Source organism: Pseudomonas sp. JUb52 (assembly GCF_004341115.1).
In the GTDB taxonomy this organism is placed as follows: domain Bacteria; phylum Pseudomonadota; class Gammaproteobacteria; order Pseudomonadales; family Pseudomonadaceae; genus Chryseomonas; species Chryseomonas oryzihabitans.
In genome coordinates this window covers 178202-193377 of sequence record NZ_SLYS01000006.1, presented here as the reverse complement: position 1 = coordinate 193377, position 15176 = coordinate 178202, and the positions used below count along the sequence as shown (strand labels likewise).

The 15176-nt window shown below is 66.1% G+C and carries 12 protein-coding genes; 6 read left to right on the top strand and 6 right to left on the bottom strand.

Annotated features, from left to right (window positions below):
• Window positions 1-127 precede the first annotated feature (127 nt).
• From EC839_RS12530 to EC839_RS12515, 4 genes are all read right to left on the bottom strand, one after another.
• Window positions 128-1678 (bottom strand): phospholipase D family protein, encoded by a 1551-nt coding sequence (locus EC839_RS12530; RefSeq protein WP_007159867.1) that lies wholly within the window; start codon window positions 1676-1678, stop codon window positions 128-130.
• Complete coding sequence (locus tag EC839_RS12525; protein WP_132832578.1) at window positions 1675-2955, bottom strand: FAD-binding oxidoreductase; 1281 nt, start codon at window positions 2953-2955, stop codon at window positions 1675-1677. Before EC839_RS12525 ends, EC839_RS12530 begins: the two co-directional genes overlap by 4 nt.
• A 36-nt stretch (window positions 2956-2991) precedes the next feature.
• Entirely contained in the window at window positions 2992-3471 is a 480-nt protein-coding gene (locus EC839_RS24780) for a class I SAM-dependent methyltransferase (protein ID WP_367401664.1), read from the bottom strand.
• Window positions 3472-3867: 396 nt separating this feature from the next.
• Window positions 3868-4356 carry an Lrp/AsnC ligand binding domain-containing protein gene (locus EC839_RS12515; protein WP_007159864.1) on the bottom strand — a complete coding sequence of 163 codons (489 nt, stop codon included), beginning with the start codon at window positions 4354-4356 and terminating at the stop codon, window positions 3868-3870.
• 157 nt (window positions 4357-4513) lie between these two features.
• Between EC839_RS12515 and dadA the strand changes: the two genes are divergently transcribed.
• The 4 genes from dadA (at window position 4514) to EC839_RS12495 (ending at window position 8044) form a co-directional block, all read left to right on the top strand.
• Window positions 4514-5812 carry a D-amino acid dehydrogenase gene (gene dadA / locus EC839_RS12510; RefSeq protein WP_007159863.1) on the top strand — a complete coding sequence of 433 codons (1299 nt, stop codon included), beginning with the start codon at window positions 4514-4516 and terminating at the stop codon, window positions 5810-5812.
• Window positions 5787-6143, top strand: coding sequence for a RidA family protein (locus tag EC839_RS12505; protein ID WP_007159862.1), 357 nt, complete (start codon window positions 5787-5789; stop codon window positions 6141-6143). The genes dadA and EC839_RS12505 overlap by 26 nt, the downstream gene beginning before the upstream one ends.
• A gap of 93 nt (window positions 6144-6236) precedes the next feature.
• The gene (alr, locus tag EC839_RS12500; protein ID WP_007159861.1) at window positions 6237-7307 is read left to right on the top strand and encodes an alanine racemase; all 1071 of its coding nucleotides are present in this window, start codon (window positions 6237-6239) and stop codon (window positions 7305-7307) included.
• 182 nt (window positions 7308-7489) lie between these two features.
• Window positions 7490-8044 (top strand): cupin domain-containing protein, encoded by a 555-nt coding sequence (locus tag EC839_RS12495; protein WP_007159860.1) that lies wholly within the window; start codon window positions 7490-7492, stop codon window positions 8042-8044.
• A gap of 226 nt (window positions 8045-8270) precedes the next feature.
• On the opposite strand, the gene EC839_RS12490 is transcribed toward EC839_RS12495, so the two are convergent.
• Window positions 8271-8822, bottom strand: coding sequence for a DinB family protein (locus EC839_RS12490; RefSeq protein ID WP_007159859.1), 552 nt, complete (start codon window positions 8820-8822; stop codon window positions 8271-8273).
• A 148-nt stretch (window positions 8823-8970) separates the two neighbouring features.
• Between EC839_RS12490 and EC839_RS12485 the strand changes: the two genes are divergently transcribed.
• Window positions 8971-9948 (top strand): glycosyl hydrolase 53 family protein, encoded by a 978-nt coding sequence (locus tag EC839_RS12485; protein ID WP_237709537.1) that lies wholly within the window; start codon window positions 8971-8973, stop codon window positions 9946-9948.
• Between the two features lie 284 nt (window positions 9949-10232).
• Window positions 10233-12848: a cellulase family glycosylhydrolase gene (locus EC839_RS12480; RefSeq protein WP_007159857.1), complete on the top strand. Its 2616-nt coding sequence runs from the start codon at window positions 10233-10235 to the stop codon at window positions 12846-12848.
• 305 nt (window positions 12849-13153) lie between these two features.
• Here the strand turns inward: EC839_RS12480 and rep are convergent, their stop codons facing one another.
• Complete coding sequence (gene rep, locus EC839_RS12475; RefSeq protein ID WP_007159856.1) at window positions 13154-15166, bottom strand: DNA helicase Rep; 2013 nt, start codon at window positions 15164-15166, stop codon at window positions 13154-13156.
• Window positions 15167-15176: the final 10 nt, after the last annotated feature.

Here is a 15176-nt window from a genome sequence, read left to right as displayed (position 1 = left end):
GAGCGCCAGCGAAGCCCAACGGGACTGGCACGGTGCTGGTTGTTGGGCTTCGACGGTGGAGCCGTCTCGACCCAACCTGCGAGCTAACCCCCTCTCCCCCGGGAGAGGGTTGGGGTGAGGGCGAAGCCTAGAGCATCCGCTCCAGCCCCACGGCCTTGACCACCCAGGCGTTGAAGCGGCGCCAGGCGCTGCCGGGTTCGTGGTGCAGCACCCGCGGCTGGCCGTCGCGTTCGCTGACCCACTCCAGGCGCACCCGCCCGCGATCCTCGACGCGCTTGACCGCATAGGAGACGCTCGGGTCCATGCCCTGCAGCATCAGCTGGCGCAGGCGACCGGTGAGGGCCGGGCTGTCCACCAGGACGCCGACCTCGGTGTTCCACAGCACCGAACGCGGATCGAAGTTGAAGGAGCCGATAAAGGACCAGCGCCCGTCGATGGCCATGGCCTTGCTGTGCAGGCTGGATTCGGATTCGCCAAAGCTGTAGGGCAGGGCGGATCGCTTCTGGTCCGGGCGGGCACGTAACTCATAGAGCCTGACCCCCTGGGCCAGCAGCGCCGCGCGATAGGGCGCGTAGCCGGCGTGCACGGCGGGCACGTCGGTGGCTTCCAGGGCGTTGGTCAGCACCCGCACATCGACGCCGCGGGCGGCTAGGCCGCCCAGGTAGGCGACCCCCTGATTCATGGGCACGAAATAGGAAGAGACCAGCAGCAGTTCGTGCTGGGCGCCGTCCAGGGTCGGTTGCAGCTGATGGGTGAGCAGCAGCTGCCAGTCCGGTTCGTCCTCGGCCAAGACCTTGCGCGGCGCATCCCAGAACGCCTGGGCGTGGGCCCAGGTCAGCTCCTGCAGCCAGCCGTCGAGCTGGGGCGCGGTGGCGTAGCGACGCAGGCGGTTGTACAGCGCCAGGTCGCGGGTGCGTTCGCTGTCGAGGTAGTGATGCAGCCGCGCGCGCAGCCGCACCAGGGCGGTGGGCGAGGGGGCGAACCAGCGCAGTCGCCGGGCCGGCTGGCTCAGCGGACTGTTCCAGTACTGGTCGAAGCTGGTGCCCAGCTGGCGCGCCACCGGACCGGCGGCGAGCAGGTCGAGATCGGTGAAATTCATCTCCGGGCGGGCATCGAAGTATTCGTCGCCCAGGTTGCGTCCGCCGACGATGGCCACGCTGTCGTCGGCCAGCCACAGCTTGTTGTGCATGCGGCGGTGCTGGTGGTTGAGATCCACCAGCCGGCCCAGGGCCCGGGTCGGACCGGTGCTGCGGCCCAGGTGCAGCGGATTGAAGACGCGGATCTGCACATTGGGATGGGCCGCCAGCACGGCGATCTGGTAGTCGTTGCCGTCGCTGCTGGTGTCGTCGATGAGGAAGCGGATGCGCACGCCACGATCCGCCGCCTTGAGCAGTTCGTTGACCAGCAGCCGCGTGGTCAGGCCGTCGTGGACGATGTAGTACTGGATGTCCAGGCTGCGCTGGGCCTTGCGGATCAGCTCGGCGCGGGCGGTAAAGGCGTGGGTGCTGGTTTCCAGCAGGCGCAGACCCGACAGGCCCGGATGGGCGGCGCCGACGGCGCGGACCTGGCTGTCCAGGGCGGTGCCGGCGACCGGCAGCACCTGGGAGGCGTGGCGCGGAATCGGCGTGGCGCAGCCGGCCAGCAGCGCCAGCAGCAGGGGTACGACCAGGCGGATCACAGGCTGTCCTTGAGGCGATACCAAAGCATGCCCAGGGCCAGCAGCGGTGACCTCAGGTGGCGACCGCCGGGAAAGCGCGCATGGGGCACCCGGGCGAAGAGGTCGAAACCGGCCGACTGGGCCAGGATGGCCTCGGCCAGCAGGTGACCGGCCAGGTGGGTGGCATTGACCCCATGACCGGCATAGGCCTGGGCATGAAAGACGTTGGGGTGCTCGCGCAGCCGGCCGATCTGCGGCAGGCGATTGGCGCCGATGCCGATCATGCCGCCCCAGGCGTAGTCGATCCGCACTTCGGCCAGCTCGGGAAAGACTTCCAGCATCTTCGGCCTCATGTAGCCGGCGATGTCCCTGGGATCGCGCCCGGAATAGTGGCAGGCGCCGCCGAACAGCAGGCGACGGTCGGCGGAGAGGCGGAAGTAGTCCACCGCCACGTTCTGGTCGCAGACCGCACGATTGCCCGGCAACAGCCGCGCGGCGCGCTCGGCGGAGAGCGGCTCGGTGGCGATCACATAGCTGCCGGCCGGCAGGACCTGGGCGGCGAGGTCGGGTTGCAGATCGTCGATATAGGCGTTGCAGCAGAGCACCAGGGTGTCGGCGCTCACCCGGCCGCGTGCCGTGTGCACCCGCACCCGGGGGCCGTATTCCAAGCGGGTGACCTGGCTGTCTTCGTGCAGCTGCACGCCCATCGCCCGGGCCGCGGCGGCTTCGCCGAGGGCCAGGTTGAGCGGATGCAGGTGGCCGGAGCCCTCGTCTACCAGGGCACCCTGGTAGCGCTCGGAGCCCACCACCTCGGCCAGCCGGGCCTTGGGCACCAGCCGCAGCGGATGGGGGTAGCCCAGCGCCTGCAGCGCGGCGTGCTCTTCCTGCAGGTGCTGCCAATGGCGCGGCTTGTTGGCCAGGTCGGCGAAGCCCCAGGTGAGCGCGCAGTCGATGCCGTGGCGGGCGATGCGCTGGCGTACCAGGTCCACCGCCTCGAAGCCCAGCCGCTTGAGTTCGCGTACCCCTTCGGCACCTATGACCGACTCGAATTGCTCGACGTCATGGCCGACGCCGCGGATCAGCTGACCACCGTTGCGGCCGCTGGCACCCCAGCCGATGCGGCGGGCTTCCAGCAGCACCACCCGGGCGCCCCGCTCGGCCAGTTCCAGGGCGGTGTTGAGCCCTGAAAAGCCCCCGCCGACCACGCAGACATCCGCCTGGACCTCGCCCTCCAGGGGCGGAAAGTCCAGGTCCAGATTGGCGGTGGCGGCGTAATAGGAAGGCGAGTGGGGCTGCATGGAAGACGGCGGTCGTCTGGGGACAGGGGCGCCATGCTAAGCCGTCGGGCGTTGGGCGACCAGGGTAAAGCTCATCGGCAACTGGGCGGTCTGGCCGATGTAGCCGTCATAGTCGGCCTCGCGATTGGAGTGCGGATGCTCTTCCAGCCGTTGCAACCTCAGGCCGGCGTCCAGGCAGGCGGTGACGATGGCCCCCAGTGTATGGATATGCCAGTAGCTCGGCGCGCCCTGGCCGTGATCCAGGCCGTCGTAGGTGATGAGGTCCGTGCTGACCAGCGGCTCGCAGCGGAAGTAGCTGTAGCGCGGCACCAGCGGCTGGTCTGCGTGGGGCTCGAAGACTTCCAGGAAAGGATGGGTCTCGTAGATCACCAGGCGTCCGCCCGGTGCCAGCAGGCTCTGCACCGCGGCGAAGAAGGCCGGTAGGTCCGGCATCCAGTTCAGCACGCCGATGGTGATCAGCACCAGGTCGTGCTGGCCGAGCCCAGCGGGCAGGGCATAGATGTCGGCCGCCACCAGCCGCGGCGCCAGGCCCGCTGCCGCGGCCAGTTGTTCGCCCTGGCGAGAAAGGCCGGCGACTGGTCGATGCCCAGTGCGGGCCGGGCACCGAGGGCCGCCAGGGAGAGCAGTTGCGGGCGTTGTTGCAGCCGACCTGGGCGCAACTCAGGCCGCGGATGTCCAGTTCGGTGAGGGTGGCGGTCAGGCAGGCATCGAGGACCGAAAAGCCGGGTCGCCCGGCCTGCTCCAGCAGGCGCTGCCAGTCCTCGCCCTGGGCATGGAGCGGCGCCGACACCTCCCAGGTCTGGCGATTGGCGGCGGTGATGAGCTAACGCTGGTAGGGATCCATGGGCGGCCTCCTTGGCGATCTGACGAAAGACCGCAGCCTAGACGGTGATCCCCCGGGGTCGCCAGCCGTTAGTCCGGCACCGGCAGGCTCAGGGTCTCCTTGATCTCTTCCATCACGATGTAGCTCTTGGATTCGCGCACATGGGGCAGCTTGAGCAGGATGTCGCCGAGCAGCTTGCGATAGGAAGCCATCTCGGAGATGCGCGCCTTGACCAGGTAGTCGAATTCACCGGAGACCAGGTGGCATTCCAGCACCTGCGGCAGCTTGAGCACGGCGCGGCGAAATTCCTCGAAGGTGTCGCCAGACTTGTAGTCCAGGCTCAGTTCGACGAACACCAACAGCCCGGCCTTGAGGTGCTGCGGATTGAGACGGGCGTTGTAGCCCTGGATGATGCCTTCGCGCTCCAGCCGGCGGACGCGTTCGGTGCAGGGCGTGGTGGACAGCCCCACCCGTTCGCCCAGCTCGGTGAAGGAGATGCGGCCATCGTCCTGGAGGATGCGCAGGATGTTGCGGTCGATCTTGTCCAGCTCGCGTCTGGCCTGGTGATGGGTACGCATCGCGGGGTTCTCTGCCAAAGGGGTCTTTACCGGAAAATTACTCCGAATATAGGCAATTCTTCAGTGATTAGCACTTCGAGCGGCTTTCTATACTTGTCGTATCTGCCTTCATTCCGACGAAAGCCGGCGAAATCCCCTCACCGGCCAGGAGCTAGCGATGCGTGTACTGGTTTTGGGTAGCGGCGTCATCGGCACGACCAGCGCCTACTATCTAGCCCGTCAGGGTTTCGAGGTGGTCGTGGTCGATCGCCAGGCCGGTCCCGCCCTGGAGACCAGCCATGCCAACGCCGGTCAGGTCTCGCCTGGCTATGCCTCGCCCTGGGCCGCGCCCGGCGTACCGCTCAAGGCCCTCAAGTGGCTGTTCCAGAAGCATGCGCCCCTGGCCATCCGCCTGACCAGTGACAGCAGCCAGTACCTGTGGATGGCGCAGATGCTGCGCAATTGCACCGCGGCCCGCTATGCGGTCAACAAGGAGCGCATGGTGCGGCTGTCCGAATACAGCCGCGACTGCCTCGACGAGCTGCGCCAGGACACCGGCATCGCCTACGAAGGCCGCCAGTTGGGCACCACCCAGATCTTCCGCACCCAGCAGCAGGTCGAGGCTGCGGCCAAGGACATCGCCGTGCTGGAGCGTTCCGGCGTGCCCTTCGAACTGCTCGACCGCGACGGCGTGGCCCGGGTCGAACCGGCGCTAGCAGCGGTCAAGCACAAGCTGGCCGGCGGCCTGCGCCTGCCCAACGACCAGACCGGTGACTGCTTCCTGTTCACCAATCGCCTGGCCGAGGAGGCCCGCCGCCTGGGCGTGGAATTCCGCTTCGGTGCCGAGATCCAGCAGCTCAGCGCCAACGGTGACCGTATCGATGGCGTCAAGGTCGATGGCGAACTGCTCACCGCCGATCACTACGTCCTGGCCCTGGGCAGCTATTCGCCGCAACTGCTGGCGCCCCTGGGCATCCGCGCGCCGGTCTATCCGCTCAAGGGCTATTCGCTGACGGTGCCCATCGTCGATGCCACCATGGCACCGACCTCGACCATTCTCGACGAGACCTACAAGGTCGCCATCACCCGCTTCGACGATCGCATCCGCGTCGGTGGCATGGCCGAGATCTGCGGCTTCGACCTGAACCTGGATCCGCGCCGCCGCGCGACCCTGGAAATGATCACCGGCGACCTCTATCCTCGCGGTGGCGACCTCGCCCGGGCCAGCTTCTGGACCGGTCTGCGACCCGCCACCCCGGACGGGACCCCCATCGTCGGCGCCACCCGCTATCGCAACCTGTTCCTCAACACCGGGCACGGGACGCTGGGCTGGACCATGGCCTGCGGCTCCGGTCGCCTGCTGGCCGATCTGATCGCGCGCAAGCAGCCGCAGATCAGCGCCGAGGGTCTCGACATCTCCCGTTATTCCGCCACCCAGGAGTCCCCGCGCAATGCTCGTACAGCGTCTGCACACTGATCGCCGCCTCAGCGAAATCAATATCCACAACGGCACCGTCTACCTGGCCGGCCAGCTGGCCGATGACTTTTCCGGCGACATTTATCAGCAGACCCGCGAGACCCTGGCCAACGTCGACAAATTTCTCGCCGAGGCCGGTAGCGACAAGCAGCACATCCTGGTGGTGACTATCTTCCTGCGCGATATCGCCCTGCACTTCGAGGGCATGAATCGCGCCTGGGACGAATGGGCCGCCCAGGGCGCCACCCCGGGTCGCACCACCGTCGAAGCCAAGCTGGCCAAGCCGGACATCTTGGTAGAGATGAACGTCATCGCCGCCGTCAAGGCCTAAGACCGCTGTTCCCCCTCTCCTCCTGGGAGAGGGCCGGGGTGAGGGCGCTGTCCAGCCCTCCTGTCCCTCACTCTTCCTTTGCCGAGACCTCCCATGCGTCCCGCCCGCGCCGTCATCGACCTCGCCGCCCTGCGCCAGAACTATCGCCTGGCCCGTGAACTCTCCGACGCCCGCGCTCTGGCGGTGATCAAGGCTGATGCCTATGGTCATGGCGCGGTAACAGTGGCCGGTGCCCTGGCGGGCGAGGCCGATGGCTTCGCCGTGGCCTGCATTGAGGAGGCCCTGGAGCTGCGTGCCGCCGGGATCCGCGCGCCCATCCTGCTGCTGGAAGGCTTCTTCGGCATCGACGAGCTGCCGCTGATCGCCGAGCACGATCTCTGGACGGTGATCCACGCCGACTGGCAACTGGAGGCCCTGGAGCGGACCGCCCTGGCGCGACCGCTGCAGGTCTGGCTGAAGCTGGATTCGGGCATGCACCGGGTCGGCTTCTTTCCCCAGGACTATGCCGCCGCCTATGGGCGACTGCTGGCCAGCGGCAAGGTCAGCGGCATCGTCAAGCTGACCCACTTCGCCCGCGCCGACGAACCGGACAGCCCGGCCACCGCGGCGCAGATCGCCACCTTCCGCGCGGCCACCGAGGGCCTGCCCGGTCCCACCAGTCTGCGCAATTCACCGGCGACCCTGGGTTGGCCCCAGGCGGCCGGCGACTGGGTGCGCCCCGGGCTGATGCTCTATGGCGTCTCGCCCTTCGCCACGGTCCAGGCCGCCGCCGAACGACTGCAACCGGTGATGACCCTGACCTCGCGGGTGATCGCCGTGCGCGAACTGCCGGCCGGCGAGCCGGTGGGCTATGGCGCGCGCTTCGTCACCTCCGGGCCGACCCGGGTCGGGGTGGTCGCCCTGGGCTATGCCGACGGCTATCCGCGCCATGCGCCCAATGGCACCCCGGTGGCCATCGATGGGCGTCCCGGCCAACTGATCGGTCGCGTGTCCATGGACATGCTCACCGTCGACCTCACCGATCACCCCCAGGCTGGGGTGGGCAGCGAGGTAGAATTCTGGGGCCGCCAGGTGTCGGTGGCGGACCTGGCCGAACGCTGCGACACCATCCCCTACCAGTTGCTGTGCAACCTCAAGCGGGTGCCGCGCAGCTATCGCGACTAGGCCCTGGACGGGGCCTTTGCCCACTGCCACCACCAGGCGAGCGCCGCCCGGGGGCCGCACGTCAGCCGTAGTGTTGTAAATCTCGAACAGCGTTGCCATGATGCTGAACACCGTTCCACGGCACGCCCTCAGCGCGTGGCCTGGCCACGTCTCACCCGCCTGCTCGAGGAGTCTTTTCCACCTTGGACGTCGGTGCCCGCCTGCAAACCATCCGTACCCTCAAGGGCCTGTCCCAGCGCGAACTCGCCAAGCGTGCCGGGGTGACCAACAGCACCATCTCGATGATCGAGAAGAACAGCGTCAGTCCTTCCATCAGCTCGCTGAAGAAGGTGCTGGCCGGCATTCCCATGTCCCTGGTGGAGTTCTTTTCCCTGGACCTGGAGCAGGACACGCCGACCCAGGTGGTGTATCGCGCCAATGAACTCATCGACATCTCCAGCGGCGCCCACACCGTGCGCATGCGCCTGGTCGGCCGCGCCCATCCCAGTCGCGCCCTGGCCTTTCTCGACGAGACCTATCCGCCCGGCGCCGACACCGGCGAAGAGATGTACGCCCATGAAGGCGAGGAGGCCGGCCTGGTGGTGGAAGGCCGCCTGGAGCTGACCGTGGGCGGCGAGGTGCACATCCTCGAACCCGGCGACAGCTATTACTTCGAAAGCAGCCGCCCGCACCGCTTCCGCAATCCCTTCGAGGCCCCCGCCCGGCTGATCAGCGCGACCACGCCGGCGAATTTCTGAGCACGTGCGTTATGGCGGTCGTAGGGTGGAAAACGGCGCAGCCTTTTCCGTGTAGAGGGCTGTGCCCAGGGCGCCCTCACCCCCGACCCTCTCCCGGAGGGAAAGGGGGCTGTCCGAGCTGGCGCTCGAGTCCGTAGGTTGGGCTGAGACAGTTTCATCGTCGAAGCCCAACACTGCCGCCCCGCTGACGCAAGGGCTGTTGGGGCTTCGCTGCGCTCAACCCAACCTACGGGGCGATTCCCCACAAATCCTTTTCATCGATCCCCAACGCCGCCAGCTCCGCCCGGCGTAGCGGTTCGTCCTGGGCGAGAAAGAATTCGTCCAGTTGCGGCGGTGCCACGCCGCTGGCCAGGAGCAGGGCGTGGGCCTGGCCGCGGTGGTGCAGCTGGTGCACGAAGAGGTGCTGCAGGGTGCGCAGTCGCCTTTCCCGTACCGGGCCGCTGGCGCGGGGCAGGGTGATGAGCTGGCTCAGTTGCGGGGGAGCGAGGCGGCGGCACAGGGCGATCAGGCGCTGGTCGCTGGCGATCTGGGCCGCATGCAGCGTCGCCAGGTCGGGCCATTCCATGTCCTGGTAGGGTCGGGGCTGGTCGTGCAAGGCATCGAGATAGAAGCGATCCACGTCGAGCAGATGGCCGAGCAGGGCCCAGAGCGAGCCGAAAAAGGCGGCCGGCTGGGGGGCACGCAGGGTATCCGGCGACAAGCCGGCGCAGGCCGCCAGCAGGCGCTGGTTCGACCAGCGATTGTTGCAGGCCTGGGCCAGCAGCAGGGTGGCGATCATGGGCAGGTCCTCGACAAGGCGCGCGGACACCTACTGTAACGCGCCTGGTTGTGCGGGGGGTCGCAGCCTGGAGGCGTCCACGATTGAGGCGCTGCCGGCACTTTGCCATGCTCCGCCGCTCTGCTCTTTACCTGCAAGGATGCGCCTGATGCCTCGAATGTCGCCCTGGTTCGGCCTGGTCGCTGCCCTGTGTCTGGGTGGTCCGGTCTGTGCTGCCGAATCCGTCGCCCTGCCCGAGTTGCCCTACATCCCCCTGGGCGTGGTCGGTCACGACAACAACGCCGCCTATCCCGACGCGCAGATGGAAAAGCGCCTGCAACTGCTCGACCGCTACAACCTGCGCAGCTATCGCTCCGGTGAATTTCTGCTGCTGGATCTGCCGCGCCTGGATCGCCTGGTGGCCCTGGCCCGTCAGTACAACATTACCCTGCGACCGGTGATCACCCAGCAACTGACCCAGGCCCAGGCCTATGCCCTGGCCAAGCGTTATGCCAAGGACATCAAGATCTGGGAAATCGGTAACGAGCAGGATCATTCGCGGGTCGGCGCGGGTATCCGCATCAGTCGCCTGGTGGACATCTACCGTGGCATCCGCCGCGCCTCCGACGAGTTGAACGCCGACCTCAAGACCACCATCAACGTGATGTCCTGCAATTCGTACGACACCGGGCCCAAGGCGCGCTGCCCGGGCGATCGACTGGGCTCCATGTGGTTTCTCGATCAGGCCAAGGCGGCCGGCTTCGATTTCGACTACATCAGCTTCCACTACTACCCGCATTACCACGACCGCGGTCACTGGATGGATCTCTACCTGGGGCAGATGCGCGCCATGGCGGCCAAGTACCGGACGCAGATCTTTTACAACGAGGTCAATTGCGCGGAGATCTACAAGGGCACCACCGATGGTGGCCGACCGGGTGATCATGGCTGCCATGACAGCCTCGAATACATCCTTTCCGAGCTTAATGGGCGCTATCGCGACATCGTCCGCGAGATCAACATCTACGAACTGCTCGACGAGCCGACCCATCCGGTTGCCCATGAGCGTCACTTCGGGCTGATGTACGACCTGGACCGGCCCAAACCGGTCATGGAACTGGTCCGCCGCTATGCGGGAGCGCCCTGATACGCCAGAAAGCGGACAAGGCTGACTTTAACCTGAGGGCAGGCCCGTTGCGTGACCAGGCGGTCACCGACGAGCGGTAGCGAAAGTGCCATCATCGGCGCCGTACATCTGGCAAAACACCGCGTTTACCCCTGCTTCGTGATGGCACGGGTTCTTATTGGTCTGGCGCTTGCACTAGGCTTTGCAGGTGCTGGGGAAACGATCTTCCCCGGCAGTTTTCCTGCTGTACCGAGGTGGGATGCACGGATCGAATCGCGCACCTCGGCCTATCTGGTTCCTTCTTGATGACAATTCTTAGCTCCATCTCCCGCCGCCTGCCGCGTCAGGTGCTGCTCTTGCCTGCCCTGTTCGCCGCCGCTTCGCTTGCCACCTCCGCCCAGGCCGTTGACTTGGTCGGTCTCAACTTCTCCGGCGCCACCTTCGCCGCCCAGGTACTGCCCGGTGTCAACGACCGCAACTTCATCTTCCCGGCCGAGAGCCATTTCCAGCAGTGGAGCGCCAAGGGCGTGAAGCTGGTGCGCTTCCCCATTCTTTGGGAGCGCCTGCAACCGTCCATGGGGGTCAATCTCGATCCCACCTACGCCGGCCTGATCGATCGCACCCTGGGCTACGCCCAGAAGTACGGCGTCAAGGTCATCCTCGATCTGCACAACTACGCCCGCTACCAGGGCAAGGTCATCGGGGCGGGCGAAGTCCCCTACGAGGCCTTCCGGAATCTCATGACCCGCGTCGCCCAGCGCTGGGGCACCCATGCGGCGCTCTATGGCTACGACATCATGAACGAGCCCCACGACGCCGTGAGCAACTGGCCGACCGCTGCCCAGTACGGCATCGACGGTGTGCGCGTGGCCGATTCGACCCACCCGATCTTCATCGAAGGCAACGGCTGGGCCGACACCACCCGCTGGCCGCAGTGGAACGATGCGCTGCTCAAGCTCAAGGATCCGGCCAATAACCTGATCTTCATGGCCCAGGCCTTCTTCGACACCAGCCTGAACGTGGCGACCCTTTCGCCCAGCTATGGCGTCGAGCGCCTCAAGCCCTTCGTCACCTGGCTCAAGGCCAACAACAAGCGCGGCTTTATCGGCGGCTTTGGCGTACCTGACACGGATGCGCGCTGGTTGCCCATTCTCGACGGCATGCTGGCCTACCTGAAGCAGAACTGCATTCCGGCTACCTACTGGGCCGCCGGTCCGGGCTGGGGCACCTACAACCAGGCGGTCGAGCCGATCAATGGCAAGGAGCGTCCGCAGTGGGCGGTGCTGGCCAAGTATCTGGACAAGGACAGCTGCGCCGGCATCGGCCCGCAGGTGACCCCGACCGCCGCCACGCCAGCCAAGACCGAAACCGCCACCGGCGGCGCAACGGCGGGCACCACCGGCGGGACCGGCGCCACGGGCACTACCGGAGCGACCAGCGGCACCACCACCGGCGCTGCTCCCGCTACGGGCACCGGCACCACCGGCACCACCACGGGTAATACCGCCACTACGGGGGCGACCACCGGTACCGCCACTGGCACTACCGCCAATGCCGGGACCTCGTCCAGGCTGACCACCGTCGAGCAGCTCTACCTGGCCTACTACGGTCGGGCGGCCGATGCCGGTGGGCTCAACTACTGGGCTTCGCGCTTGGCCAGCGACATGAGCGTCGAGCAATTGGCAGCCACCTTTGCCGCCAATGGCGAGTCGACCGCCCTCTATGGTTCGCTGAGCGGTACCGCCCTGGTCAACAAGGTCTATCAGACCCTCTATGGCCGCAGCGCCGACAGTAGCGGCAGTGCCTACTGGAGCAGTCGCCTCACTAATGGCGTCAGCTCGCGTGCCAGCCTGCCGCTGGACGTCATGCGTGCCGCGGCGGGTGACGACAAGGCCGCCTTCGACAAGAAGGTAAGCACCGCGCTGGCCCAGGGCACTGCCACCACGACCACGCCGACCCCCGTGGCCAGCGTGCAACCGGTGCAGAACGTGGTCCAGCCGGTTACCGGTGGAGCTGTCGCCTCGGCCCCGCTGAGCGGCTACAAGAACATCCCGCTGGGGGTGGTCGGCCACGACAACAGCGCCGCCTATCCGCCAGCGGAGATGGAAGCCCGCTTGCAGGTCCTGGCCGCGCGCAACCTGCGCACCTATCGCTCCGGCGAGTACCTGGTGATGAATCTGCCCGAGCTGGATCGCCTGGTGGCCCTGGCTCGCAAGTACAACATCACCCTGCGACCGGTCATCACCCACAAGCTGACCCAAGCGCAGGCCTATGCCCTGGCCAAGCGCTACGCCAACGACATCAAGATCTGGGAAGTCGGCAACGAGCAGGACTATTCCAAGGCGGGGGCCCAGGATCGCATCAACACCCTGGTCGGCATCTACCGTGGAATCAAACAGGCCTCGGACGAGCTGGGCGCCAACCTCAAGACCACCATCAACGTGATGGCGTGCAACTCGGATGACCGCACCGCCACTGCCCGTTGCCCGGGTGATCGCAACGGTGCCATGTGGTTCCTCGACCAGGCCAAGGCGTCAGGCTTCAACTTCGACTACATCAGCTTCCACTACTACCCGTACTTCGATGACAAGGGCTACTGGATGGACATGTACCTAGGGCAGATGCGCGCCATGGCCACCAAGTACAAGACCAAGGTGTTCTTCAACGAGATGAACTGCGGCAACGTCTACCAAGGCAACACTGATGGCGGCCGTGATGGCGACCGGGCCTGCTACGACAGCGTCAAGCAGATGCTCACGGTGCTCAACACCAGCTACAAGGACGTGGTGGCCGAGATCAACGTCTACGAACTGCTCGACGAGCCGAGCCTCTCGGTGATCCACGAGCGTCACTTCGGGATGATGTATGACCTCAAGCGACCCAAGCCGATCTTCGACATGGTGACCAACTTCGCCAAGTAAGACCTGAGTGTCGCCCAGCACCGCCCCCGCTACCTGACCGGTAGCGGGGGCGGTGTCGTTTTGGGGGAGGAAAGGGGGTGAGGATGCCGGAGCGCTAATGAGGGGTAGTCTGACGTAAAGCGGACCCTCACCCTAGCCCTCTCCCGGAGGGAGAGGGGACTGATCGCCGTAGGGGAGGCGCGTGTTCTAACCTAGCCAGGGGCGCATGACTAAGCCTGAGGCTAAATACCTCGGCTCGAGGCGGCACGCGCTAGCCCCTCTCCCGGAGGGAGAGGGCCGGGGTGAGGGAGCCGCCGGCAGAGTCCTCACCCCCGCTTGAGCATCGCCCGCATTGCCGCCAGGGCATCGTTGCCGCGGGCGGCCTTCTGTTCCTGGGGTGCCTCTTCCAGGCCTTCCCACTGCAGGTCCTCGGGCGGCAGTTCATCGAGGAAGCGGCTGGGCGTGCAGTCGATCAGCTCGCCGTACTGCTTGCGCCGGGTGGCGTAGGTGAAGACCAGGGTCTGGCGCGCGCGGGTGATGCCCACATAGGCCAGGCGGCGCTCCTCCTCGATGGTGTCGGCCTCAATGCTGGAGCGGTGCGGCAGGATCTCCTCTTCCATGCCCATGATGAACACATAGGGGAATTCCAGGCCCTTGGAGGCGTGCAGGGTCATCATCTGCACCCCGTCGGCGCCTTCCTCTTCTTCCTGCTGACGTTCGAGCATGTCACGCAGGACCAGCTTGGCGATGGCGTCCTCGATGGTCATCTGGCCGTCTTCATCCTTTTCCAGGATGTTCTTCAGCGCATCCAGGAGGAACCAGACGTTGCCCATGCGGAAGTCGGCGACCTTGTCGGAGCTGGCGTTCTGGCGAATCCAGTTCTCGTAGTCGATGTCCATGACCATGCTGCGCAGGGCGCCGATCGGGTCCTCGCCCGCGCAATTCTTGCGTACCCCGTCCATCCAGCGCTTGAAGCGCGCCAGGCGCTCGGTGAAGCGGGCGTCCAGGTGTTCGCCCAGGCCGATCTCGTCGGCGGCGGCGTACATCGAGCGATCCCGGCTGCCGGCGTAGTTGCCGAGCTTTTCCAGGGTGGTGGAGCCGATCTCCCGGCGCGGCACGTTGATGACCCTGAGGAAGGCGTTGTCGTCGTCCGGGTTCACCAGCAGGCGCAGATAGGACATCACGTCCTTGACCTCCTGGCGGGCAAAGAAGCTGGTGCCGCCGGAGAGCCGGTAGGGGATCTGGTGGTGCTGGAGTTTGAGCTCCATCAGCTTGGCCTGGTGGTTGCCGCGATAGAGGATGGCGAAGTCCGCATAGGGCCGCTGGGTCTTGAGGTGCAGGGTGAGGATTTCCAAGGCGATGCGCTCGGCTTCGCCGTCCTCGTTCTTGCAGCGCAATACGCGGATCGGATCGCCATGGCCCATCTCGCTCCACAGCTGCTTCTCGAACACGTGGGGGTTGTTGGCGATGAGCACGTTGGCGCACTTGAGGATGCGGCTGGTGGACCGGTAGTTCTGCTCCAGCATCACCACCTTGAGCGAGGGGAAGTCGTCCTTGAGCTGCATCAGATTTTCCGGTCGCGCGCCGCGCCAGGCGTAGATCGACTGGTCGTCGTCGCCCACCACGGTGAACTGGGCGCGCTCCTGCACCAGCATTTTCACCAGCAGGTACTGGCTGGTGTTGGTGTCCTGGTATTCGTCCACCAGCATGTAGCGGATGCGATTGCGCCAGCGCTCCAGCACCTCGGGGTGTTCCTGGAACAGCTTCACCGGCATCAGGATGAGGTCGTCGAAATCGACCGCGTTGTAGGCCTTGAGGGTGCGCTGATAGTGCAGGTAGACCACCGCAGCGGTCTGCTCCTTGGGCGTACGCGCCTTTTCCAGCGCCTCGTCCGGCAGGATGAGGTCGTTCTTCCAGTTGCCGATGTAGTTCTTGATCTCGTCCAGGCCGTCGTCGCCCTGGTATTCCTTCTGCATGATGTCGGTGAGCAGCGCCTTGATGTCGCCCTCGTCGAAGATCGAGAAGCCGGGCTTGTAGCCCAGGTGCTCGTACTCGCGGCGGATGATGTTCAGCCCGAGGTTGTGGAAGGTGGACACGGTTAGGCCGCGGCCTTCACCGGCCTTGAGCAGGCTGGCCACCCGCGCCTTCATCTCGCGTGCCGCCTTGTTGGTAAAGGTCACGGCGCAGATGTACTGGGCGCGGATGCCACACTGCTGCACCAGGTAGGCGATCTTGCGGGTGATGACGCTGGTCTTGCCGGAGCCGGCACCGGCCAGCACCAGCAGGGGACCGCTGATGTAGGCCACGGCTTCGGCCTGGCGGGGGTTGAGCTTGGACATGGCGGACCGG